27 protein-coding genes are annotated in these 25,225 nt (G+C 38.1%); 23 read left to right on the top strand and 4 right to left on the bottom strand.

The window, feature by feature from the left end; genetic code table 11:
• Positions 1-19: 19 nt before the first annotated feature.
• From AC2CGN_RS08840 to mtnN, 14 genes are all read left to right on the top strand, one after another.
• Positions 20-829 (top strand): MetQ/NlpA family ABC transporter substrate-binding protein, encoded by an 810-nt coding sequence (locus tag AC2CGN_RS08840; RefSeq protein WP_429985748.1) that lies wholly within the window; start codon positions 20-22, stop codon positions 827-829.
• Between the two features lie 40 nt (positions 830-869).
• Positions 870-1,949 carry a methionine ABC transporter ATP-binding protein gene (locus tag AC2CGN_RS08845; protein WP_429982538.1) on the top strand — a complete coding sequence of 360 codons (1,080 nt, stop codon included), beginning with the start codon at positions 870-872 and terminating at the stop codon, positions 1,947-1,949.
• Entirely contained in the window at positions 1,942-2,544 is a 603-nt protein-coding gene (locus tag AC2CGN_RS08850) for a methionine ABC transporter permease (protein WP_484513677.1), read from the top strand. Before AC2CGN_RS08845 ends, AC2CGN_RS08850 begins: the two co-directional genes overlap by 8 nt.
• A 14-nt stretch (positions 2,545-2,558) precedes the next feature.
• Positions 2,559-3,395, top strand: coding sequence for a MetQ/NlpA family ABC transporter substrate-binding protein (locus AC2CGN_RS08855; protein WP_484513379.1), 837 nt, complete (start codon positions 2,559-2,561; stop codon positions 3,393-3,395).
• A gap of 15 nt (positions 3,396-3,410) precedes the next feature.
• Positions 3,411-4,757 carry an LLM class flavin-dependent oxidoreductase gene (locus AC2CGN_RS08860; protein ID WP_484513381.1) on the top strand — a complete coding sequence of 449 codons (1,347 nt, stop codon included), beginning with the start codon at positions 3,411-3,413 and terminating at the stop codon, positions 4,755-4,757.
• Positions 4,754-5,941: an acyl-CoA dehydrogenase family protein gene (locus AC2CGN_RS08865; RefSeq protein WP_429989870.1), complete on the top strand. Its 1,188-nt coding sequence runs from the start codon at positions 4,754-4,756 to the stop codon at positions 5,939-5,941. Before AC2CGN_RS08860 ends, AC2CGN_RS08865 begins: the two co-directional genes overlap by 4 nt.
• A gap of 153 nt (positions 5,942-6,094) precedes the next feature.
• Positions 6,095-7,222, top strand: coding sequence for an endolytic transglycosylase MltG (mltG, locus tag AC2CGN_RS08870; RefSeq protein ID WP_429982532.1), 1,128 nt, complete (start codon positions 6,095-6,097; stop codon positions 7,220-7,222).
• Positions 7,223-7,524: 302 nt separating this feature from the next.
• Positions 7,525-8,157, top strand: a complete 633-nt coding sequence (locus tag AC2CGN_RS08875) for an O-methyltransferase (RefSeq protein WP_429982530.1) — start codon at positions 7,525-7,527, stop codon at positions 8,155-8,157.
• Positions 8,158-8,162: 5 nt separating this feature from the next.
• Positions 8,163-9,095, top strand: a complete 933-nt coding sequence (locus AC2CGN_RS08880; protein WP_286927441.1) for a peptidase U32 family protein — start codon at positions 8,163-8,165, stop codon at positions 9,093-9,095.
• 14 nt (positions 9,096-9,109) lie between these two features.
• A complete protein-coding gene (locus tag AC2CGN_RS08885; protein WP_484513385.1) occupies positions 9,110-10,390 on the top strand; it encodes a peptidase U32 family protein in 1,281 nt (426 codons plus the stop codon).
• A complete protein-coding gene (gene udk, locus AC2CGN_RS08890) occupies positions 10,390-11,028 on the top strand; it encodes a uridine kinase (protein WP_429982528.1) in 639 nt (212 codons plus the stop codon). Before AC2CGN_RS08885 ends, udk begins: the two co-directional genes overlap by 1 nt.
• A 184-nt stretch (positions 11,029-11,212) precedes the next feature.
• Positions 11,213-11,701, top strand: a complete 489-nt coding sequence (gene greA / locus AC2CGN_RS08895) for a transcription elongation factor GreA (RefSeq protein ID WP_054771081.1) — start codon at positions 11,213-11,215, stop codon at positions 11,699-11,701.
• A 170-nt stretch (positions 11,702-11,871) separates the two neighbouring features.
• Positions 11,872-12,531, top strand: coding sequence for a YrrS family protein (locus tag AC2CGN_RS08900; RefSeq protein WP_429982526.1), 660 nt, complete (start codon positions 11,872-11,874; stop codon positions 12,529-12,531).
• 58 nt (positions 12,532-12,589) lie between these two features.
• The gene (gene mtnN, locus AC2CGN_RS08905; RefSeq protein ID WP_283868839.1) at positions 12,590-13,282 is read left to right on the top strand and encodes a 5'-methylthioadenosine/S-adenosylhomocysteine nucleosidase; all 693 of its coding nucleotides are present in this window, start codon (positions 12,590-12,592) and stop codon (positions 13,280-13,282) included.
• A 574-nt stretch (positions 13,283-13,856) separates the two neighbouring features.
• Here the strand turns inward: mtnN and sigK are convergent.
• Both sigK and pssA read right to left on the bottom strand, forming a co-directional pair.
• Positions 13,857-14,564 (bottom strand): RNA polymerase sporulation sigma factor SigK, encoded by a 708-nt coding sequence (gene sigK / locus AC2CGN_RS08910; RefSeq protein ID WP_283868838.1) that lies wholly within the window; start codon positions 14,562-14,564, stop codon positions 13,857-13,859.
• A gap of 87 nt (positions 14,565-14,651) precedes the next feature.
• The gene (gene pssA, locus AC2CGN_RS08915; protein WP_429984001.1) at positions 14,652-15,152 is read right to left on the bottom strand and encodes a CDP-diacylglycerol--serine O-phosphatidyltransferase; all 501 of its coding nucleotides are present in this window, start codon (positions 15,150-15,152) and stop codon (positions 14,652-14,654) included.
• 136 nt (positions 15,153-15,288) lie between these two features.
• Here pssA and AC2CGN_RS08920 point away from each other — a divergent pair, with 136 nt between their 5' ends.
• The 9 genes from AC2CGN_RS08920 to AC2CGN_RS08960 are packed head-to-tail and all read left to right on the top strand — an operon-like array spanning position 15,289 to position 21,121.
• Positions 15,289-16,071 carry a phosphatidylserine decarboxylase gene (locus AC2CGN_RS08920; RefSeq protein ID WP_286927437.1) on the top strand — a complete coding sequence of 261 codons (783 nt, stop codon included), beginning with the start codon at positions 15,289-15,291 and terminating at the stop codon, positions 16,069-16,071.
• Positions 16,072-16,107: 36 nt separating this feature from the next.
• Positions 16,108-16,629: a YqeG family HAD IIIA-type phosphatase gene (locus AC2CGN_RS08925; protein WP_286927436.1), complete on the top strand. Its 522-nt coding sequence runs from the start codon at positions 16,108-16,110 to the stop codon at positions 16,627-16,629.
• Positions 16,626-17,729, top strand: a complete 1,104-nt coding sequence (yqeH, locus tag AC2CGN_RS08930) for a ribosome biogenesis GTPase YqeH (protein ID WP_429982523.1) — start codon at positions 16,626-16,628, stop codon at positions 17,727-17,729. The genes AC2CGN_RS08925 and yqeH overlap by 4 nt, the downstream gene beginning before the upstream one ends.
• A 30-nt stretch (positions 17,730-17,759) precedes the next feature.
• A complete protein-coding gene (gene aroE, locus AC2CGN_RS08935; protein ID WP_484513388.1) occupies positions 17,760-18,590 on the top strand; it encodes a shikimate dehydrogenase in 831 nt (276 codons plus the stop codon).
• Positions 18,591-18,595: 5 nt separating this feature from the next.
• Positions 18,596-18,898, top strand: coding sequence for a ribosome assembly RNA-binding protein YhbY (yhbY, locus tag AC2CGN_RS08940; protein WP_283868833.1), 303 nt, complete (start codon positions 18,596-18,598; stop codon positions 18,896-18,898).
• A gap of 9 nt (positions 18,899-18,907) precedes the next feature.
• A complete protein-coding gene (locus tag AC2CGN_RS08945; RefSeq protein WP_286927465.1) occupies positions 18,908-19,498 on the top strand; it encodes a nicotinate-nucleotide adenylyltransferase in 591 nt (196 codons plus the stop codon).
• The gene (gene yqeK / locus AC2CGN_RS08950) at positions 19,467-20,039 is read left to right on the top strand and encodes a bis(5'-nucleosyl)-tetraphosphatase (symmetrical) YqeK (RefSeq protein WP_484513390.1); all 573 of its coding nucleotides are present in this window, start codon (positions 19,467-19,469) and stop codon (positions 20,037-20,039) included. Before AC2CGN_RS08945 ends, yqeK begins: the two co-directional genes overlap by 32 nt.
• Positions 20,036-20,380 (top strand): ribosome silencing factor, encoded by a 345-nt coding sequence (rsfS, locus tag AC2CGN_RS08955; RefSeq protein ID WP_054771089.1) that lies wholly within the window; start codon positions 20,036-20,038, stop codon positions 20,378-20,380. The genes yqeK and rsfS overlap by 4 nt, the downstream gene beginning before the upstream one ends.
• Complete coding sequence (locus tag AC2CGN_RS08960) at positions 20,381-21,121, top strand: class I SAM-dependent DNA methyltransferase (RefSeq protein WP_429982519.1); 741 nt, start codon at positions 20,381-20,383, stop codon at positions 21,119-21,121.
• Between the two features lie 136 nt (positions 21,122-21,257).
• On the opposite strand, the gene AC2CGN_RS08965 is transcribed toward AC2CGN_RS08960, so the two are convergent.
• Together AC2CGN_RS08965 and AC2CGN_RS08970 are read right to left on the bottom strand one after the other, a co-directional pair.
• Entirely contained in the window at positions 21,258-23,843 is a 2,586-nt protein-coding gene (locus AC2CGN_RS08965) for a polynucleotide kinase-phosphatase (RefSeq protein WP_484513393.1), read from the bottom strand.
• Positions 23,840-25,135, bottom strand: coding sequence for a methyltransferase domain-containing protein (locus tag AC2CGN_RS08970; protein WP_429989876.1), 1,296 nt, complete (start codon positions 25,133-25,135; stop codon positions 23,840-23,842). Before AC2CGN_RS08970 ends, AC2CGN_RS08965 begins: the two co-directional genes overlap by 4 nt.
• Positions 25,136-25,225: the final 90 nt, after the last annotated feature.

The following is a 25,225-nucleotide window of genomic DNA, read 5'->3' on the forward strand; positions in this document are numbered from 1 at the left end:
TAGTTAAGGGGGTAATAGTGTGAGAAAAGGTTGGAAATTGCTAATTGGAGCATTGGTTATAGGCTTGCTTGCTGGCTGCACGAGCAAAGGAGAGGAAGGTAAAGAGGAGATTGTCACATTAAAAGTAGGTGCAGCCAATGTTCCTCATGCGGAAGTATTGGAGTATTTAGCAAAAGATATTGAAAAGGATGGAGTGAAACTAGACATTTCCATTATAAAAGATGCTGTGCAAACGAACCAACAAACAGCAGATGGTGAGTTGGATTTTAATTTTTTTCAACATGTGCCGTTTTTAGAGCAAACGAATAAAGAAAGTCATTTAGCTTTAGTCAGTGTAAAAGGGATTCATATTGAGCCATTTGGTGTGTATTCGAAAAAACTAAAGAAAATAAATGATTTGCCACAAAATGCAAAGGTGGCTGTACCAAATGATGTTGTTAATTTCTCTCGAGCATTACTGCTATTTCAAAATAATGGTCTGATTGAATTAGATAAAGCGAAGACGGGTGATTATACAGTTGAGGATATTACGAAAAATCAGAAAAATATTCAATTTATCGGTGTAGATTCTCCATTACTTGTTCGGTCATTAGATGATGTAGACGCATCTGCTATTAATACGAATTACGCTTTAGAAGGGGGCTATAATCCTATGGAGGATGCATTGATTATAGAAGGTTCTGATTCGCCTTATGTCAATATTATTGCCTCCACAAAGGAAAAAAAGGATGATCCAGCTATCCAAACTGTCGTTAAGTGGTTAACAAGTGAAAAGGCACGTTCTTTCTTTGAAGATCAGTACAAAGGTGCTGTTGTTCCCGCATTTTAAAGCTTAGTAAACAACATACATGTTAAGGAGGTAGACGTGCATGATTGAATTTATTGAAACAACAAAGGAATTTCAGGTAGGAGCATCAACAGTGACGGCCCTAAATCACATCAATTTAACGATTCAGAAGGGCGAAATTTTTGGTGTTATTGGCTTTAGTGGTGCTGGTAAAAGTACCTTAATTCGAACAGTAAATTTACTGGAGGAGCCAACATCTGGACGAGTGCTTGTAAATGGGAAAGAGTTAACTACGCTTACTAGAAGGCAGCTTCGAGAGGAGAAGAAAAATATCGGCATGATTTTTCAACATTTTAATCTTCTTCATTCTAAAACTGTATTCGAAAATGTGGCAATGCCTTTAATTATAAGTGGAGTAAAAAAATCGAACTTGGAGGATCAAGTGAAGGAGGTATTAGCATTTGTTGGTTTAACTGACAAAGCTGATCGCTATATTGACGAGCTATCAGGCGGGCAAAAACAAAGAGTCGGCATCGCTAGAGCACTTGTTACCAAACCGACGATTCTCTTATGTGATGAAGCAACATCTGCTCTTGATCCACAAACGACCAAATCGATTTTAGCGTTACTAAAGAAGGTCAATATTGAGTATGGTATTACGATTTTGATGATTACACATGAAATGGAAGTTATTCGGGATATTTGCCATCGTGTGGCTGTCATGGAAAGCGGAAGAATTATTGAGACAGGTAATGTGCTTGAAATTTTTTCTACACCAAGAGAGGAGACAACCAAAAATTTTGTCCAGTCGGTTGTTCGGGATGAAATACCATCTTCTGTTTATGAGCAATTAAAAAGCATAGAAACCTCTAAAAAAATTTACAATTTAAAATTCATTGGAGTAGATGTTGGACAGCCAATTGTCTCACAGGTAGCGAAAAAATTTGCTGTAGATGTCAATGTATTATTTGGCAATATCACAGAATTACAAGGAATTCCATTCGGTCATTTAATAGTAGAGCTTGTTGGTTCTGATAAGGAAATACAAAAAGCATTTCTATTTATTCAGGCTAAAAATATTCAAATAGAGGAGGTAGTTGCACGTGAAAGTGAGCACACAAATTATTATCGAAGCGGTTCTAGATACGCTGTACATGGTTAGCATTTCGTTGTTCTTTGGGGCCATTTTGGGCTTTCTTTTAGGAGTAGTCTTAGTTGTAACGAGAAAAGGGCATATTCTTGAAAATAAATTAATTTTCTCGATTGTTAATCCAATTGTCAATACACTACGCTCCATTCCGTTCATTATTTTACTTGTTGCCATTATTCCGTTTACACGGTTTCTTGTTGGAACGGCAATTGGAACGACAGCTGCCATCGTGCCGCTAGTTTTGCATATAGGGCCTTATATATCAAGATTAATAGAAAATTCATTATTGGAGGTGGATGAGGGCATTATTGAAGCAGCAAAAGCAATGGGAGCCTCCCCATTTCAAATTATACGAAAGTTTCTATTGCCGGAAGCTTTTCCATCTTTAATTCTAAGTGTCACGACTGCAACGATAGGGCTTATTGGTGCGACAGCCATGGCAGGAGCTGTGGGGGGCGGTGGTTTAGGTGATGTTGCCATTACTTACGGCTATCAACGCTTTGATAATGCGACGATTTTGGTAACAGTGATAATTTTAGTTGTCCTTGTACAGATTATTCAAAGTATGGGCAATAGTCTTGAACGAAAAATACGTAGGGTGTCTTAAGGGAGATTGTGAAGATGAAAAAACTTAACTATTTAGTAGGACTTTTTATATTGTTATTTTTACTCGTGGCATGTTCTGCAGCAGATGAAAAGGATACTGTGAAGGTTGGTATTCGTAGCTCAGAATTGAAAACATGGGAATATATCAAGGAACAGGCAAGCAAGGAAGATATTAACCTCGATTTAGTAACATTTTCTGCGCAATATGACCCAAACCAAGCGCTGGCAGAAGGCGAAGTAGATATCAATGCTTTTCAACATGTTGCCTATTTAAATTTATTTAATACAAATAATAACTCGGATTTACAGGCCATTGGCACAACAATAATGGCTCCAATTGGCTTATATTCCAATAAATTTAAATCGCTAGATGAACTAAAAGAAGGTGCAAAAATCGCTGTACCAAATGATCCTTCCAACTGGGGAAGAGCGTTACTACTACTTCAGGAGCATGGACTACTAACAGTAACGGACAATTTTGATGGTAATGGTGGGGAGGATCGAATTAAAGATAATCCAAAAAAAGTAACAATTTTACCTGTTGATGGTGCGACAACGCCAAGGGTAATGGAGGATGCTGATTTTGCCGTTATTAACAATGGTGTGGCTGTAGAAGCTGGTCTTTTATTGAAAGATGCCATCATTCATGAGAGTGAAACGGCTAAGCCATTTATTAATGTTATCGTGGCAAAGGCAGAAGACAAAAATAATGAAACATTGAAAAAAATAGTGGAAATTTATCAGCGTGATGAAACAGCTAAGTTTATTAAAGAAATATCAAACGGAAACTATATTCCTGTGAAAATGCCACTGAATGGATTAGCAACATGGAAGGATTTCTATTCATATTAGAAAGGGTGTTTAATAATGACTAAGAAAAGAAAAATAAAGCTCGCCCTATATTTAATTGGAGCGGGTATGCATGTTGCTGCATGGAAGCACCCATCTGCACAGGCAAATGCAAGCATCGACATTAAAGCGTTACAAAAAACAGCTCAGATTGCGGAAAAAGGAAAGTTTGATATTGCTTTCGTGGCAGACAGTTTAGCTATTAATCATGAATCCCATCCGCATATTTTAAATCGCTTCGATCCACTCATTCAAATTACGGCTTTAGCTGCAGCAACCACTAAAATTGGACTTGGTGCAACAGCTTCAACTACATACAGTGAGCCATATGTACTAGCAAGACAATTGATGTCCATTGATCATATAAGTAATGGAAGAGTAGCTTGGAATTTAGTGACAACAGCAGATGCTACTGGGGAAACGGCTTTAAATTTCAGCCGTGATAAACATTGGGAGCACGATCACCGCTATGAACGTGCAGAAGAATTTATCGATGTTGTTCAGTCATTATGGGATTCATGGGAGGACGATGCTTTTCTTTATGATCGAGACAATAATATTTTTTATGATCGACATAAAGTGCATGAAACATCATTTAAGGGCAACTATTTATCTGTCAAAGGTCCGTTAAATATTGCACGTTCTGTTCAGGGGCAGCCTGTAATTGTGGAGGCTGGTGCATCTAAACCAGGCCAACAATTAGCTGCACGTACAGCAGAAGTTGTATTTGTCCATTGGGATAATATTGAAAAATCGAAAGAACACTATCGTCAATTAAAGGCACAGCTTGCTCCATTTGGCCGTACAGAAGAGGAACTTCTCGTTTTACAGGGTATTTCCCCCATTGTGGGTGATACAGAAGAGGAGGCAATTCGTAAATTTAATGAGTTACAGTCATTGATTGACCCTTACGAAAGCTTAAAATTTGTTTCTGGGTATATGGGGAATGTTGACTTTTCAAAGTACTCACTCGATACACCTGCTATCGAAGTGGAATTTCCAGAAGTCAATAGTATTCAAAGTCACTTTTATGAGCACTTAGAGATAATTAAGAAAGAGAATTTAAAGGTTGGCGATTTATATGCACGCTTATTTGGACCTGCAAAGCGTGATGCTTTTGTCGGAACACCGACACAAATTGCAGATGAGATGGAGCGTTGGGTTATAGAGCGAGCAGCAGATGGCTTTATGCTACAGTTTCCATTATTACCACGAGATTTAGAGGATTTTGTTGACAAGGTAGTACCGATTCTACAAGAACGAGGCATTTATCGTAAAGATTATACAGGCACAACGTTAAGAGAGCATTTAGGTTTGAAAAAGCCGCTGAATCGTTTTGCTAAAAGTAAGGTGACAGAAGGATGATTGATATATTTATTCGAAATGAACGAGAGCAAAAACTCGTTCAGTATGCTCAAAATTTAGCCAAGCAAATTGAGAAGACAGCAATTCGATATGATGAAAGTGGTGAATTTCCGTTTGAGCACTTTCAAATTTTAGAGGAGGCAGGTTATTTTCGATTAACAGTGCCAAAAAAATATGGTGGAGAAGAAATTTCTCTCTACGAAATGTTATTAGTACAGGAACAATTAGCTAGAGGGGATGCTTCTACTGCATTGTCAGTTGGCTGGCATTTATTAACGTTTTTGAATGTTCGTGAGGCGAAAACATGGCCAGAGCCTGTATTTGCAGAATTAAGCCGAAAAGCTGTAGAAGAAGGCTCTCTATTAAATATTATTAACAGTGAACGTGGAAAGGGAAATATTTCTCGAGGAAGTTTACCTGGGACGATTGCTAAAAAAGTACCAGGAGGATATCGCATTACTGGTGAAAAGGCATTTGCTTCCTTAGCACCGATTTTAAAACAATTCACCATTATTGCCTATGTAGAAGAAGAAAATTTAACAGCAGAGTTTCTCATTACTAAAAATGAACAAGTAGAGATTGTTGAAACATGGGATGCGATGGGCATGAGGGCGACCGGCAGTCATGATATTATTTTTCATAATACGTTTGTACCAGAAGAAGCATTGCTATACAGACATCGCCCAAATGAAGTTAATCGCTTCTTAGCTGATGGTCGTGTTTATTCATTAGAAATTCCAGCCGTTTACTTAGGGGTGGCAGGTGCAGCAAGAGATTATGCGATTGAATTTGCGAAAAATACGTATTCACATAGCTTAGAAAATACAATCGCTCATGCTAGTCATGTGCAACAAAAAATCGGTGAAATAGAAGTACTTTATCAAACTGCACGAAGAACTTTGTATAGTATTGCAGCGCAGGTTGAACAAAATCCAGCTCTTAAGGAGCAACTATCGGAGTCTGTTAGTATTGCCAAGTATGTTATTTGTAATAACGCTATCGATATTGTAACAAAAGCCATGCAGGTTGTAGGAGGACGAAGTTTATCGAAGGAAAACAAAATCCAACGCCTATTTAGAGATGTTCAATGTAGCCGTTTTAATCCTCCAGCAGATGATGTGGTTATTACTCAACTTGCGATGGGGTTATTGATCGATAAGAAGCGAGAAACTTTTCAATTATAGTATGAACAGTAAAAGACTTAGATAGAAATTATCTGCCAGCAAAAATAGTTGGCAGATTTTTTTGTGTGTGCCATTTCTACTGAATTATCGATTTCTGTTTGTCGTGAAAGTTGATTTCTAGTATGATATTGGATAGTGATAGGGGGGAAACCCGTGGATAACGGTTCAAAAAAACAAGAAATGTTTTCAAAAATGCAAGAAAGAAAATCTGAGGTAAAAATCGTGAGAAAAATCGTTGCTATTATAGCTATTGTTTTTGTTCTACTATTAGTGATTGTTGGTTTCCTTGGCTACAATTATGTAAAGAGTGCCCTCAAACCAGTAGATCCAGATTCAACGAAAACAATTGCTGTTGAAGTACCAATTGGCTCAAGTTTAAGCTCAATTTCTACCTTATTAGAGAAAAAAGGCGTTATTAAAGATGCTCGTGTATTTAAATACTACGCAAAGTTTAAAAATGAATCTCAGTTCCAGGCAGGAAATTATGATTTAACAAAGGCCATGACGTTAGATGAGCTAATCGAAAGCTTAAAAACAGGAAAGGTATATCGGAAGCCAGTCTTTACGATGACAATTCCTGAAGGCCTAACGCTTGAACAAATTGGTAATATTGTGGAGAAGAAAACGCCATATACACAAAAGGAATTTATGGATTTAGTAACAAGTGATGCATTTGTTCAAAAGATGATGGCTAACTATCCTGAGCTTGTGACAGATGCAGTGTTAGCTGATAATATTCGCTATGATTTAGAGGGTTATCTTTTCCCTGCAACTTATTCTTATTTTGAAGAAAAGCCATCATTGGAATCAATTGTAGAAGAAATGATTGGGGCAATGGATAAGGTTGTGAAGAATTACAGTGATTTACTTGCAGAAAAACAGATGTCTGTACATCAATTAGTAACATTTGCTTCATTGCTAGAGGAAGAAGCTACTGCTCAAACAGATCGAGAAACTATTGCAAGTGTGTTTTATAATCGTCTAGATCAGGGAATGCCACTTCAAACAGATCCAACTGTTTTATATGCACTTGGCTCTCATAAGAATCGAGTGCTATATGAAGATTTAGAGGTAGAAAATGCTTACAATACTTATAAAAATAAAGGTCTACCACCTGGTCCAATTGCAGGAGCAGGGAAGTCTTCTATTGAAGCAGCACTGAATCCAAGCAGCACAGATTATCTCTACTTCCTAGCTGATAAAGAGGGTGTAAATCACTTCTCTAAAACCTATGATGAACATTTGCAAAAGGTGGAAAAATATTTACGTAAGCCAGAGTGATGACTCAAAATAGAAAAAGGATATAGTATTCCAATGGATAGAAGGAAAGAAAAATAGCTTTCCTTCTATTTTCGTGCTATTATAAATTGTGATTTTTGATAAATCCACATACGGTCAGAACTTTCATGCTGGATAATATACGTGGTGGCAATTGTTTTGAGCATAAAGAAACAATTGCTCATTTTTGTATGGCGAAGTACCAAGACATCACGTTTGGTCTTTTTCTTTTTGCTGTAAATGAATGATGAAGTACAGACAACAAGTGAGGGCTTGTTGCCTTTTAAATGAGGGTGGATTTAACAATGGAATTATCAGATGCATATATACAATCATTTATTCAACCACGTAATGAACTGCTTTTAGAAATGGAAGCATTTGCGGAGGAGAATCATGTACCGATTATGCAGCTTGCAGGTATCGATGCACTGAATCAACTGCTACGTATTCAAAATCCGTCAAAAATTTTAGAAATTGGTACTGCTATCGGTTATTCTGCACTAAGAATGGCAGAGGCTTTGCCAAATGTGAATATCGTGACAATAGAGCGTGATCCAGAGCGTGTGACAAGAGCTAAAGCTTATATTAAACGTTCAACCGTATCTGATCGAATTACAGTCATTGAAGGAGACGCTTTAGAGGTAGACGATGAGGCTATTCAAACAATATTTGATGCAGTTTTTATCGATGCTGCAAAGGGACAATATCAGCGCTTTTTTGAAAAATATGCCCCACTAGTGAAATCAGGTGGAGTCTTGTATATCGATAATATGTACATGCATGGTTTATCTGATTTAGATTTGAAGGATGTCCCACGTCGTAAACGTACGATGATTCGCAATTTAAAAAACTTCACGGAATGGATAATGCAGCATCCTGATTATACAAGTGCTTTTTTACCAGTCGGTGATGGTTTATTACTATGTTTGAAGAGGTGACTACTATGAAAAAACCGGAATTGCTTGTGACACCACAATCATTAGAGCATATAAAAGCACTTTTAGAAGCTGGAGCAGATGCTTTTGTAATTGGTGAACAACAATTTGGTCTACGTCTAGCAGGAGAATTCTCTGTTGATGAAGTGGAAGAAGCAACAAAGCTTATTCACGCAGCAGGTAAAAAGGTCTATGTGGCAGTCAATGCACTTTTCCATAATGAAAAGATAGATGCACTTGCTGACTATTTAAAAGAAATGCAACGAATTGGTGTGGATCGTTTAATTTTTGGCGACCCAGCCGTATTAATTATTCGTCGTGAGCAAGGAGTAACGATTCCATTACATTGGAACCCTGAGACAACTGCTACAAACTGGTTTACAGCAAACTATTGGGGGAAACGCGGTGCAACTCGTGCAGTGCTTGCTCGTGAACTTTCGTTAGATGAAGTGTTGGAAATAAAAGAGAATGCTGAATTAGAGATTGAAGTACAAGTTCATGGCATGACATGTATGTTCCAATCGAAGCGCCCACTACTCGGCCATTATTTCTTATATCAAGATAAAGTAATGGAAATTGAAAATCGTAAAGAAAATCGTAATATGTTCCTACATGATGATGAGCGTAATAATAAGTATCCTATTTATGAAGATGTAAACGGCACGCATATTTTCAGTCCAAATGATATGTGTGTTATTGATGAGCTTGGCGAATTATTTGAGGGTGGCATTGATGCTCTGAAAATTGAGGGTGTTCTGCAAACACCAGAATATGTGGTGACAGTGACAGAAGCATACCGCAAAGCCATAGATGCTTATTTTGATGAATCAGAAGAAGCATATGAAGAGATAAAAGATGATTTATTTGCAAAAATTGAAGAAATTCAGCCAGCTATCAGACCATTAGACACAGGCTTTATCTTCAAGGAAACAGTTTACTAAGAGGGGGCAAGAACATGGCATTAGCGTTAGCACAAAATGACAAAATCCGTGAAATTGTCGACGGTAAACGTGTCATTACAAAAAAACCTGAGCTACTTGCCCCAGCAGGTAGCTTAGAGAAATTAAAAATTGCTGTTCATTATGGAGCCGATGCTGTATTTATCGGCGGCCAAGAGTTTGGTTTACGTTCAAACGCAGATAACTTTTCTATTGAGGAAATGCGTGAGGGAGTAGAATTCGCCAATAAATACAGTGCGAAAATCTATGTTACAACAAATATTTTTGCCCACAATGAAAATATGGATGGCTTAGAGCAGTATTTAAAGGATATTGAATCTGCAGGTGTGACAGGCATTATTGTAGCGGACCCTCTAATTATTGAAACATGCCGCTCAGCTGCACCAAAGCTTGAAATTCACCTTTCCACACAGCAATCGCTTTCAAATTGGAAAGCGGTGCAGTATTGGAAAGAGGAAGGCTTACATCGTGTAGTGTTAGCCCGTGAAGTAGGCGGCGAGGAAATGCAGCTAATGAAGGAAAAGGTTGATATTGAAATTGAAGCATTCGTACATGGGGCAATGTGTATCGCTTATTCTGGTCGTTGTGTGCTTTCAAATCATATGACTGCTCGTGACTCCAACCGAGGTGGTTGCTGCCAATCTTGTCGTTGGGACTACGATTTATATGAATTAGAAGATGGCGAAGAAAAAGCGCTGTTTGATGACAATCATGCACCTTTTGCTATGAGTCCAAAAGACTTAAAATTAATCGAGGCCATTCCTCACATGATTGAGCTTGGCATTGATTCGTTAAAAGTGGAAGGTCGTATGAAATCGATTCACTATGTGGCGACAGTTGTTTCCGTGTATCGTAAAGTAATTGATGCCTATTGTGCTGATCCTGATAATTTTAAAATTAAACGTGAATGGCTAGAGGAGCTAGATAAATGTGCTAACCGGGATACGGCGGAAGCATTTTTCCACGATGCACCTGGCTTCGAGGAGCAAATGTTTGGTGTTCATGGCCGTAAAACAACCTATGAATTTGCTGGTTTAATTTTAGACCATGATCCAGAGACAAAAATTGTCACAATGCAGCAACGAAATTATTTTAAGCCTGGCGATGAAGTAGAATTCTTCGGCCCTGAAATCGAAAACTTCTGTTTAACAATGGGAGAAATATGGGATGAGGACGGTAATAGCTTAGATGCAGCCCGTCATCCATTGCAAATTGTTACATTTAAATGTGATACACCATTAAAACCGCATAACATGATGCGAAAGGAGAATAATTAATGGCAACGAAGCGTCCAGTCGTCATCGGAATCGCTGGTGGCTCATGCTCAGGTAAGACGAGTGTGACACATGCTATTTATGATGTTTTCCGAGATCATTCAGTGGTTGTAATTGAACAAGATTTTTACTATAAGGATCAAAGTCATTTAACGTTTGAGGAACGTTTAGGTACGAACTATGATCATCCGTTAGCATTTGATAATGATTTGTTAATTAAACACATAAAAAAGTTGTTGTCTCGTCAATCTATCGAAAAGCCAGTATACGATTATGTACAGCATACAAGAGCAAAAGAGATTATTCATGTAGAGCCTGTAGATGTAATTATACTAGAAGGTATTTTAGTGCTAGAGGACGCAGATTTACGTGATTTAATGGACATAAAATTATTTGTTGATACGGACTCAGATTTACGAATTATCCGTCGTATCATGCGTGATATAAAGGAACGTGGACGTACAACAGATTCTGTCATCGACCAATATTTAACGGCCGTTCGTCCAATGCATAATCTATTTATTGAACCAACAAAACGTTATGCTGATATCATTATTCCAGAAGGTGGGGATAATGAGGTTGCCATTGATTTAATGGTCACGAAAATTAAAACTATTCTTGAAACTGACAACGTATTGTAATAAGATAGAGTGGTATTGACAATATTTACATGCTTATCGGTGCATATTTCTGAAAAGCATGCATACTATTAGGTCAAAGCGTAATTTGAAAACGTTTAAAAATAATAAAATTCGACTAAATGCATTTATAGGCATTTAGTCGAGTTTTATGTTTTTATATTGATGAAATAAGGAGTGAAGGACTTTGGCAAATGAAAAACAATACCCAATGACTGCTGAGGGTAAACGAAAATTAGAAGAAGAATTAGTGAAATTAGAAACGGAAACACGTAAGGAAATCGTTGAGCGTATTAAAATTGCCCGTGATTTCGGAGATCTTTCAGAAAATGCTGAGTATGATTCAGCAAAAGAAGAACAAGCCTTTCTAGAAGGACGCATTTCTACCTTAAAATCAATGATTCGTAACGCGGTGATTATTTCTGAGGATGAAACTGACAACAGTGTAGTATCACTAGGGAAAACGGTTACATTTGTAGAAATCATTAATGGTAAACCATCGACTGAAGAGGAATCATATACTATTGTAGGTTCAGCTGAAGCTGATCCAATGGAATTCCGTATCTCTAATGAATCCCCAATCGCAAAAGGCTTACTTGGCCGTGCTGAAGGTGAAGAGGTTGTTGTACAAACACCAGGCGGCGAAATGAAAGTTAAGATTCTTTCTATAAAATAATTATATATTTTTTGTACAAGCAGTTAACTTCTCTTCTAATAAGAAAGTTAACTGCTTTTAATTTACAAAGACTTAATATTCTGCAGGATATAGAAAATAAAAAAAGACACAAATATTTTGCATGTGCTGTCGAAATTGATAAAATATTGGCTAGAGAGGGGGAGAATTTCATGAGTGAACGACAAACTCGAAGCAGTCGTCATTTGCAGCCATCTCATAATAAAAAGCTAGATAAACTATTGAATGTATTAATTGGTATAGTTGTAGTATTAATTATTATCACAGCTACCTATGTGTTTAAATGGCAAGATGACGCAGAAAAAGCCGTGAAAGATGAGCCGAAACAAGAGCAAAAGAATGATAGTAAGCAGGTTGAGGAAGAGCCTTCGCCTTCTAAAGAGGATAATAAGGATGCTACCACAGATGATAACGAACCTTCAAAGGAAGAACCTATCGAAGAAGAAATAGTATCTGAACAGGACAAACCTCAAGAAACTACGTCTGATAATCCGATTGTAGATAAGGTTGTGACGAATAAAAACTGGAAACCTACACCTACGACACAAACAGGTCAGCATGTATCTTCATACGATGTTAAATCTGTTGACTGGGCAGAAAAGGTGGCAACAATTACAGCTGCAACAGGCATTGAAAAGGACAACATGATTATTTGGCGTATTCAAAATAACGGGAGCGCTAACACCGCTATAGCAACTGTTTCCACAAATGATAAAACAGCAATGTATAGAGTTAGTATGGAATGGATTGATCAAGAGGGCTGGTTACCAGTAAAACTCGAGCAGTTAAATACATTAAATGGCGCCTATTGACGAAAATAACTCTTTTGTTTATTTTTAATAGAGTATAAAGAAGGGAAGAAACAAATCTATGAAAATTGCAGTAATTGGCGCAATGGAAGAAGAAGTAGAGCTACTACGAGCATCATTAGAAGATGGGAAAAGTACAACAATTGCAGGTAGTGAATATACAACAGGAATCTATGATGGCAAAGAGGTTGTGTTATTAAAAAGTGGCATTGGTAAAGTAAATGCTGCCATGTCAACTACGATTCTCCTACATGAATTCCAACCAGATGTAGTCATTAATACAGGCTCTGCTGGAGGCTATGATGAGTCACTTGAGGTAGGAGCAGTTGTCATTTCAGACGAGGTTCGTCATCATGATGTGGATGTAACCATTTTCGGTTACGAGATTGGTCAGATGGCTGGCATGCCGGCAGCTTACAAATCAGATGAGAAGCTAATGAAAGTGGCTGAAGAGGCTGTAAAGGCAGTTGGAGAGCATCAATTTGGTATTGGCTTAATTTGCTCAGGAGATGCTTTTATGAATGATCCTGTACGTGTAGAAGCCGTCCGTCATCATTTCCCTCAAATGAAGGCAGTTGAAATGGAGGCAGCAGCTGTTGCACAAGTATGCTATCAGTTCGGGACACCATTTGTTGTAATCCGTGCTTTATCAGATATCGCAGGGAAAGAATCCAATATTAGCTTCGATGAATTTTTACCTGTAGCTGCAAAACATTCAACACAAATTGTTTTAAAAGCGATTGAAATGATATAAGTTATTTGATGACTGAGTAGTCTCATAAGAGTGAGATGCATTACACCTCAGTATAATTGCGTCCGGATTTTTAGAGCCCGAAAAGCTCCTCTTCAAAATCCATGACATCCGCCAGGGGGCTTTGGGCACTGCTAATGAAGATAAATTACACATAATCGACACAATGTACAATTAGTAGTGTGAGAAAAATCACAGTTAAAAAATTTTATGGATGCTACACTGTCATTAATTAAATCTCTTCAAATGATTGGGAGGTATTCATAATGTTATTTTTAACAGCTGGTGTAGTTATTATTACAACTTTACTCGGCTCACTTATTTCAGCAGAGCTCTCAGAAACTATATAGGAATATGAAAAAAGCTTCCTTGCGATATTTTTTATCGCAAGGAGGTTTTTTCGATATAAGGGTGTTAAAATTATTCAGAAGATTTATATACATATTTTTGCCTTCCTTCGTAATATGTTTTCTAAAAAATCGATTTATGATTGGTAGTTGTAACAAAAAATACAAGAATACTAGTCGTGCATATCATAGATTTTATTGCTATTTTCGATACATCAATTTACAATAAATTATTCAATGGTCTTTTGGTCTCGTTTATACAATTGATATAGTTTGATTAGTGCCCGCTTCTCAATACGCGACACATAGCTACGTGAAATATTTAAGCGTGCTGCAATTTCCTTTTGGGTAAGAGCATCCTGTTGATTTAAGCCATAGCGAAGTGTCACAATTTCAAGTTCACGTTCATCAAGCATGTGTAAATAATGATAGAGCTGTGCAACATGTTCCTTATGCTCAATTTTTTCTGTGGCACTTTCTTCATCACACTGAAGAAGATCACGAATTTGTAGCGCATTGCCATCTTTGTCAGTACCGATTGGCTCAAATAAGGAAACATCCTTTTGCACCTTTTTCTGTGTCCGTAAATGCATTAATATTTCATTTTCAATACAGCGGGCAGCGTAAGTGGCAAGACGGGTTTTTTTGTCAGGTGTATAGCTTTCTACAGCTTTCATAAGACCAATAGTGCCGATGGAAATATAATCATCAAGCTGTTCATGCTTTGGGTGGAATTTCTTCACAACGTGTGCGACAAGTCTCATATTGCGTTCAATTAGGTCAAGACGTGCCTGCTCATCACCGCCTAAAAATCGTTCAATACAAGCAGCTTCCTCTTCTTTTGAAAAGGGTTTATGGAATGTTTGCCCCTTTAAATAACCAAGTAGCGCTGGGATTTCAAGCCATAACTGCAACATAGATGTAAAAATTCCGCTCATTGAATGATTTCATCCTTTCCCCATTTTTCGACAGTATATGTTAGGGAACTGTGTTAAATGAAAAAAAGTGCAACAGCAAATGTGCTGTTACACTTTTTTTAACGTGAATGTACTAATCATCAATAGAGCTAGTATTGGAAAAAGGAAAAGATAAAATGCCGGGTGGAACGCAGTAGATGCAAAATACGTTAAAGTTAAGAGAGTACCTGCACCTGTAATTGGTAACCCTGTAAAATAGCCGTTTGCTTCACTAATATTAAAGCGAGCTAATCTCATCGCACCACAGACGATATACAGTACGGTCATCATCATGCCGACGAAACCAAAGTCTACTAATACCACTTCATACATTAATAATGCAGGCGCTACACCAAATGATATAATATCACTCATAGAGTCTAACTGTTTACCTAAATCAGACACTTGTCCGAGAGCTCTAGCTACCTTCCCATCATAACGATCTAGAAGGGCAGCAATAAAGATAAATAAGACACTGTAGCTATAGTATTCATGTAATGTAGCCATTATGGCTGCGCCACCAAAGGACATATTACTGATTGTAATGAAGTTTGCTGCTTGCGATTTCATTTTCTTAACCGTGGTATCCACCAACTTGTGATAAAAAAACAAGGGGGATCACTCCTTTACACTTAAGATATTGTACCATTATACTTCGAATGCGAAAAAATTGACAGTCTAAATTAATCGATAGGGGTTTTGTTTTATGAAAGAAAAATTATATCAACGCTTGATTGAATTAACAAATGGCAAGCAATCCTCTCAACTTTTACAAACGATTGCAAAAGCTAAGTGGAGTAAACGTATAATCCCTAGCTATATGAAGGTATACGATATTAACCTTGAAGAAGTTTCAAAAAAACCACAACAATTTTCAAGTTTACATGATTTTTTTACAAGGGAGCTTTTGGAGCATGTCAGACCCATTGAACAAAATCCAACTACCTACACGAGCCCTGTTGATGCGAAGGTGGAATCCTTTGGTCGTATCGAATGGGATATGACGTTTCTTGTAAAGGGGAAGCCGTATGCTTTACAAGATTTACTTGGCAATAAAGAACGTGCTGCACAATATGCTGATGGCCATTATATTGTGTTTTACCTAAGTCCTGCTGACTATCATCGGATTCATAGCCCTATTGATGGATTAGTGCTAAGACAATATACACTTGGACAAAAATCGTATCCTGTAAATCAGCTTGGACTTTCCTATGGAAAAAAACCAATTTCACATAATTATCGTCAAGTAACAGAGCTGAAGGTGGCTAATAATCAGCAGGTAGCGTTTATTAAGGTGGGTGCAACTTTTGTCAACTCTATAGTCCTTACAAACACTACAACACAGTGGCGTAAAGGTGAAGAAGTAGGCTATTTTTCATTTGGCTCAACGGTCGTCATGTTATTTGAAAAAGGAGCAATTGAATTTACGGACAATGTAGTGCAGGGATGCCCAATTCGAATGGGTGAAGCCTTTGCAAATATGCTATAATGGTCGAATAATACGTTTAGATTAGGGGTCGCTATTTTGTATAATTTTTTATTACCAGATGAATTTGTGACGAGTATTTTTGAAATTACACCAGAAAAGCTTCAAGACTTAGGCATTAAAGGTATTATTACAGATTTAGATAATACGCTTGTGGAATGGGATCGTGCTGATGCAACGGAAGAGCTTATTATTTGGCTTCGTATCATGAAGGAATCAGGTATTCGTGTTATTATTGCGTCCAATAATAATGAAGCACGTGTAAAGCATTTTGCTGAGCCATTAGGTATACCTTATATCCATAAGGCAAAAAAACCATTTCGTAATGCCTTTTATAGTGCCATTGTTCAATTAGGGCTACGTCCGAATGAGGTAGTTATGGTAGGAGATCAACTATTAACGGATGTCATGGGCGCTAATCGCTTAGGCTTGCATACAGTACTTGTCAAACCTGTGGCACAATCTGATGGGCTCGTAACAAAATTCAATCGATTTATTGAACGACGCGTGTTCAATGATTTAAAACGAAAAGGAATTATGACTTGGGAGGAAAAAGAATGAACGAAATGCCAAATTGTATTGGCTGTGGTACTACAATTCAAACAGAAGATAAAACAGCAGTTGGGTATGCCCCTCCATCATCATTAGAAAAAGACGTGGTCATTTGCCAACGTTGCTTCCGTTTGAAAAATTATAATGAAATTCAACCAGTGTCATTAACAGATGACGACTTTTTACGCATTCTTAACGGTCTTGGAGCACAGCAAGGCTTAATCGTAAAAATTGTTGATATTTTCGACTTTAATGGGAGCTGGCTACCAGGACTTCACCGTTTTGTTGGAAAAAATCCTGTGTTATTAGTCGCGAATAAGGCTGACTTATTACCGAAATCAGTAAAACCAAAAAAAGTAATTAATTGGTTGAAACGGGAGGCAAAGGCTCTTGGTCTGCAACCTATCGATGTACTTTTAGTCAGTGCCCATAAAGGTAAAGGAATGGCTGAAGCAATGGAAGCCATTGACGAATACCGAAATGGGCAAAATGTTTATGTTGTAGGTTGTACAAATGTTGGAAAATCCACGTTCATTAATCGCATCATTAAACAGGCTACAGGTGAGGGTGAAGTGATTACTACTTCTCATTTCCCAGGGACAACTTTGGACATGATTGAAATTCCATTAGATGATGGTAGTGCATTATATGACACACCAGGGATTATTAATCATCATCAGATGGCACACCATATTGATGCAAGTGAATTAAAATATATTATGCCGAAAAAAGAAATAAAGCCGAAAGTATACCAACAAAACGCTGGACAAACTTTATTTATTGGTGCACTTGCACGTTTTGACTTTATTCAGGGAGAACGTTCAGCATTCACGGTCCATGTAGCTAATGATTTACCAATACACCGAACAAAGCTTGAGAAGGCAGATACATTGTATGCAGAGCATAAGGGTGAATTGCTGGCACCTCCAACTGCTGAATTTATAGAACAGCTACCGCCATTAGTGCGTCATGAGTTCTCTATCAAAGAAGCGAAAACAGATGTTGTATTCTCTGGTCTTGGATGGATTACTGTACAGCATGCCAATGTAGTTGTAGCAGCTTATGCACCAAAAGGTGTACAAGTTTCAATTCGCCCATCACTAATTTAGGGTATACAAGTAGAGAAGAGGGACTAGGAAATGAAGAAATGGTTTGCGGTTATGGGTGATCCTATTGAACACTCAAAATCACCAGTAATGCACAATGCTTGGTTTAGGGAGATGTCGATAGATGCCACATATATTCCAGTGCATGTATCATCTGAAAGCCTAGAATCTGCAGTTGCAGGTTTGAAAACGTTAGGTGCAAGTGGCTGGAACGTTACAATTCCACATAAAACAGCAATCATTCCCTACTTAGATGAGCTAGATGAGTTAGCGGAAAAAATGGGTGCTGTAAATACAGTTGTTCGAACAAAGGAAGGTACATTAAAAGGGTATAATACAGACGGTGTTGGCTTTGTCCGCTCGTTAGAGGAAGCTGTAGGTAAGTCACATAAGGACAAGCCAGTGCTGTTAATCGGTGCTGGTGGTGCTGCCAGAGGTATTGCTTTTGCAATGCAGCAGCAGGGCTATAAAAATTTAACCATTGCCAATCGTACAGTATCCAATGCACAGGCGATTGTCGATGAAATGGGTACAGGTCAGGCTATATCCTTAACAGAGGCTGAAGCAACCTTGGCTGATTTCTGCATTTTGGTGCAAATGACATCGGCGGGACTTGCTACGGGCAATTTTTCAATGCCATTTTCACTTGATCGTCTTACAAAGGGCGCAATTGTTGCGGATATTGTGTATAATCCATTAATGACACCTTTTCTACAAGCAGCTGAAGAAAAGGGAGCAACCATTGTCACAGGACTTGGAATGTTTGTTCATCAAGGGGCCATTGCCTTTGAGTATTGGCTAGGGAAATCCCCAAATACAAATTCAATGATTGCGCAATTAAAGGCGCAATTAGGAGGATACTAATTTTTATGTTAACAGGTAAACAAAAACGTTTTTTACGTGCAGAGGCACATCACTTAACACCAATTTTTCAAGTAGGAAAAGGCGGCGTTAATGACGAAATGACGAAGCAAATTCGTGAGGCATTAGAAGTACGAGAACTCATTAAAGTACGCATTTTAGATAACTGTGAGGAGGACAAGCATGAAGTTGCAGAAGCACTAGCAAAGGGTGCCCATGCAGAGCTTGTGCAATTAATTGGATTAACAGTTGTTTTATATAAAGAATCTCGCAATCAAAAAAAGATTGTGCTACCGAAAGCAACGAAATAAGGTGAGATGATGAAACGAATCGGTTTATTGGGAGGAACGTTCAATCCACCGCATAATGGCCATTTAATGATGGCAAATGAGGTACTTCATGCATTGAATTTAGATGAAGTACGCTTTATGCCTAATGCGCTGCCACCCCATAAGTTTGCACGTCATGATGCCAGTGATATGGAGAGGCTAGAAATGGTTAAGCGTGCTATAAGTCCTTATCCACATTTTTCTGTGGAGTCGTATGAGGTAGAGAAGGGTGGCGTATCCTATTCATATAAGACACTTTCTGCATTGTGCATAAGAGAGCCAAATGTAAAATTTTACTTTATCATTGGAGGCGATATGATTGATTCCCTTCATTCATGGTACTGTATTGATGAGCTGGTGAACCTTGTGCAATTTGTAGGGGTAAAGCGTCCAAGGACTGAAGCTAATTCAGAGTACCCTATTTTAATGGTGGAAGTTCCTCAAATCGATTTATCGTCCACACTAATTCGAGAACGTCTTGCCACAGGAGGAACAGTTACCTTTTTATTGCCTGAAGCGGTAGAGGCATATATACGAGAGGAAGGTCTTTATGGAACGCGAACAGTATTTAGCGGCGATTAAGACTCGTATGCCTGAAAAGCGCTATATTCATACCATTGGGGTAATGGAAACAGCTATAGAACTAGCCAAAAAGTATGGCGAAGAAGAGAAAAAAGCAGAAACGGCAGCAATCCTTCATGATATTGCAAAATATGCTGAAATTGAATGGATGGAGAATATTGTTCGTGCTGAAAAATTAGATGCTCGTCTGCTTGGCTGGGGTAGTGAACTGTTGCATGGTCCAGTAGGTGCATATATCGCTGAAAGTGAATTTGCATTAACAGATGAGGATATGCTTAATGCGATTCGTTTTCATACAACAGGGCGTGCTGGTATGAGCCGTTTAGAAAAAATAATTTTTGTAGCGGATATGATTGAGCCTAATCGTGAATTTGATGGTGTAGATCGTCTGCGTAAAAAGGCGGAAAAAGGTTTGGATAAAGCGATGAGTGCTTGTGTGCGCCATACATTGGCTTTTCTAATTGACACAAAACAGCCAATATATCCATTATCAATAGAATGTTATAACGATATGATGAAAAGAGAGGACAGTGAAGGATGACTTCAACTTTATTACAAGCAGCTTACAAAGCAATTGACGACAAACATGGGGAGGACATTGTCGTTTTAAATATGCAAGGTATTTCACTTTTAGCGGATTATTTTATCATTGCTCATGGTAACTCTGATCGCCAAGTGCAAGCTATTGCGCGTGAGTTACAGGACGTAGCTGAAAAAGAGGGCTATGAAATTCGTCGTGTTGAAGGTTTCGATGCAGCTCGCTGGGTTCTAGTAGACTTAGGAGATGTAGTGGCACACGTATTCCATAAGGATGAGCGCGCTTATTATAATTTAGAGCGTCTATGGGGCGATGCACCGCAACTAGACATCCCCGAGGCTTAAGTGAGTAGCTACGAACGTTTTGCCCATGTATATGATGAGCTGCAAGTCGATATCCCCTACGATAAATATGTGGAATGGGTTTTGCAGCATGCACCGTGTAATCAATTCCCTAATCTCTTAGACATCGGCTGTGGTACAGGTGTACTTAGTCTGTTATTAGCAAGGGCTGGTTATAGTGTGAGTGGAATTGATCTATCTGAAAATATGCTCTCAATTGCCGCAGAGCGATTTGCTGATGTAGGATTACATGTCCCCTTATTTTGTATGTCAATGGATGAATTAGAGGGCTTTGAGGCGCTTGACGTTGTAACAATAGCTATTGACTCATTAAATTACGTCGTACAGGAAAAAGCAGTTTATGCTACGTTAGAGCGAATATATGATGCTCTAAAGGATGGCGGTCAACTATTTTTTGATGTGCATTCACTTTATAAAATGAATGATATTTTTTTAGATAGTCCATTTACGTATGACGACGGTAATATTAGCTATGTATGGCATACGGAGCCCGGTGATTTCGAACACTCTGTTATTCATCAAATGACTTTTTTTGTCAGAGATGCTGTAAGTGATTTGTATGAACGCTTCGACGAGGAGCATATTCAACGTACATTCCCGATTGAGCAATATATGACATGGCTTCGTACAATTGGTTTCAATCATGTGGAGGTAACCGCGGATTTTACAGATGATGCCCCTGAATACGAAAGTGAACGCATTTTTATTCGTGCGGTGAAATAGAAAAACAGCTTGTTGGTATATATCCAGCAAGCTGTTTTGTTTTTTAAGGCATAAAAAAAAAGTGACGGATAGAATCCACAAATCAGTGGATAGAATAGTCAAAATGATGGATAGAGTTCAGCAACAGTTGTCCCTTTTAAAGTCTTGGGTCGACAGGGTCGCTTTCAAGTGCTAATGTGCCTAGTACACATTCATGTATACGGGCGGTTGATTCGCCTCTGACAAAACGCTCAATCCCTTCTAATCCAAGTGCGAATTCACGTAATGCATTCCTCATTTTTTTTCTTGGGTTGCGTTCTTTAAGTTTTATTAAATTTGAAGTCTGTAAATAATCCATGCCATAGATGATGCGCAAATACTCGCGCCCACGTACTTTAATTGCTGGTTGTATTAATTTGCCTTTATATGTTGTTACAAATAGTTCAGGTTTAATCACAATCCCTTCATGACCAGCAGCAGTCATTTCCTCCCACCATGCTATAACCTCCTGCTCAGAGGCTTCTTCATGAATAATTTTATAGTCTGTTTCAATAAAGATTTCGGAGTTTTTGGCAAATAGTCGATTCATTTCCATATGCCATGTATGTGGTTTGTGGAAATACGTTTCAGCGCTATGTGCTAATACATGGAAGGGAGCTATTTGAATCCCTGACGTGTCTTGAACCTCCCAGCAGTAGTTTTGATAAATCGTTGAAAATTGTTGTGCATTGTTAAGTAAATATTGATAGTCTTGAAGCCATTCTGATACATTGATTTGTGTTGTATTTTGTAATTTCTCTACAAGCTTTGAACGGTCCATCAGTGCTTGTTCAGCGACATGTGCATATTGCTGATCAATTAGCTGCTGTGCTTTTAAGTTCCAAGGTAGAATTTCGGCATCAAGCAAAACAAAATTTGTATTAAATTGTTCAAAGTAGTTTTTCCCAAGCAGTTCAGAATGGAGCTGTTGAACAATTTTATATTCCATCTCTTTATCAAAAAAGCGTCTGCCTGTTCTAGTAGTCAAAATACCAAGTATTTCCATATCTATATATTCTTTCGCAATATGTTCATCCTTAAATAATAAGACTACTGCACGACTCCCCATATGCTTCTTTTCGGCAATCATTGTTTGCACGCCATGTTTTTTATAATATGCAAATGCTTCAGCAGGATGCTCTAAAGTATTGTCAAGAGCAGAAGTTTGCGGAGTGGGACTCATAGTTGGTGGTATATAAATAAGTTGTTCTAAGGGTACTGTATAGTGAGAAACGCTGTCGATAGCCGCTTTTGCCTGCGCACCACCAATTTGAATTGCGCCCAAGTACGAGGTTTCAACAGCAAATCCCGTTAAAAATGCCGCAATGTTCGGTGGCTCGAATCGTTTTGCTTTTGCTTCGAGTAAGGGATTATTTTGCGTACCAGCATAGTTTTTATAGGCATTTACAGACATAATTGTTTGTTCAGGATATCGAAATGCGGTTAATTGACCACCAAAGACAACACCCTGATCGATATTCAAAGTATGATTCTGTTTAAGAGGATTGATTTTTGGGTCATGCCCCCAAATAATTAGCTGGGATGTTTGATGTTCAGTAAACCAATCATTGCGTATAGGCTTGCCAGAAATATTTAGCTCTTGTACATCTCCATAGCGACAGAAATCAGAAATTCTAGATGATTGCTTGCCTATATAACGGTCACGAATTCCTGCATGCGTGACAACAGCGGATGCAAGGCCTTTATTCATTAACACGTAATGGGAGGGTGCAGCAAGTAAACATTTTGCTAGTCGTGCTTTTAAGGCTGCTGTTTGCGTTCCTCCATAGGTATTTTCATAGTTCATAAATTCTGCTTCTACCAGCTCATCCCCATGATACAATGATACATTACGTCCATCTAACCAACGAGCAATTTTCCAGCCATGATTACTATCGGTCATAAAGGCAAGCCCGCGTTCAATATGACGTTCAAAAAAGTCCATGGTTTTGATTGATTTTGGCCCTCTACTCATAATATCGCCCACTGAAACAAAGCGCCGGCCTTGTGGGTGAATATAGTAACCTTCCTTATTTACTTCGTATTCTAGCTTTTCAAGTAATTCAAGTAATTCGTCATAACAACCGTGAATATCGCCAATAATATCAAGCCCTGCATCTACATTTAGATATAAAGGGGACTCTTGTCTAGTTAGCGTTAGTGCCTCTATTTCTTTTACAAAATATGTTTTCAAAAACGACTCTTTTTTTATCAATCGTTTTTCTGATTTCAATAATCGTGCCTGTTGTTTAATACGTTTATTTCCTCTTGGGTCATTACGCATCGTATCACGTCGTAGTAATTCTTCTAGGGGAACATCTAATACAATTGCACAAACAGGAACATGTAGTTTTTTACCAAGTAAAATGTATTGTTGACGTTCTTCCGATTTTAGGTGAGTTGCATCGACAAAGGTGCATTTATTTAACGTGCATCTTGCTTCTAAAACCCGCTCCATAACGGCAAATGCTTGCGTTGAGATTGCGAAATATTGTTCATATAAAAGTTCTGCTTCTTCCTGTGAATGGCCTTGAAAATTTATATAATTCGAATCTGAAACAAGTGTCCGATATGTATCTGAACTAATGATTTCTGAAGGAGAAAGGATGTCTGTGTTTACCCAGTGTTGTAAAAGTGTAGATTTCCCACTATTGGATGGACCAATTAGTAGAACAATCCCAGTGCTTGGTATGGTAATGTTCATAAACTCATCTCCTTTTTCCTGAAAATACACATTTGAGTAGGTTGTCCATATAGCTCGTGCCGATCACCAATCCCTGTAAATGAAAGCTCATATTGTTCAAGAGTATTCATCGTAGAACACCATTCTTGAAATTGTTCTCGAGTCCATTCAAATCGGTGATCATTATGACGCAAAGTATTCAATTCATAAACTTTATTATATTCAGCATTTGGTGTTGTAAGGATTAATGTTTGGGGACTGTATTGAGTTAGCAATAATGACATAATCTTGGGAAGACGCTCCTCATCAATATGTTCAATAACCTCACATAATACAATGACATCCTTATGCTGTAAACGTGCATCATAATAGAATAAAGAACCCCATGTAGGTGTAGGGGATACAGATACTCCCTCTAGCGCTTCAAAACGCTTAAGCGCTTTTTTCATAGCTATTTCACTTGGCTCAACAGCAAGCAACTCTTCAACGCCTTCTATATAGGCAAGTAAACTTGAAAGCTTACCCTCACCAGAGCCTAAATCCACAATAGACGATTTTCGTGGTAGCTGTTTAATCGTTTCCACTATTTTTTCATAGCGTAATGTATTTAGAGAATTAGTAGAAGGTTTTGCTATTGTACTCTTAGCGTATAGATGGGAGAAACGAAGTGCTTTTTTATAAATAACCTCTTTCATTGGATGTGTAGCTAACCAGCCCTCTCCATAGCGATTAAGCTTATCTACCTCTAATTGATCGATAAAATAGTGCTTGTAATCATCTAACACTGGGATGAGCACAAAAAGATGTTGCAATGCTTGTTGAAGCGTGATGTCCGCTGATAATGTTAGAAAACGTGCACGTTGCTGGTGATGTATAGCCTCAATGCTGACAGTATACCCTAGAGGCTCAAATAGGTCACTTATCTCTTCATTTGTCATTGTGGATGCGATGGGTCCCACTTCAAATTCAAATGCAAATGAATGTAAGACCCATTCCGAATACGCCTCTTTTGGCTTACCATTTAATGCTGTGCCTAAAGCTGAGCGAATAAGAGATAAAAAAATACTGCTGGCAGCGAATTCACGATCATTAATATAGTGTGTTATATCAAGTGCATGGTCATTTTGAACAAGGGCAATTGAATCTGGTGTAACAAAAATGGTTACCGCTAGATTTGTTTCAGTGAACTCATGATAGACAAGTCGAACTAAATGCTCCCTGACTCTTCGTTCATAAAGATTATTAGGATTTTTTGAAAGTAAATAGGAGATAGCTTTCACATTTTCTCCCTTTGCTCGTATCGTTAGCTGCATTGTCATCCTCCATTTCAGTGCGCAAAGGTTTGCTGTGTCTCTTTCAAAGCATAACACAATTTTGCCTAATACTGTCAGAGTCTAATATTT

This window comes from Lysinibacillus sp. DFXJR4 (genome assembly GCF_057196045.1).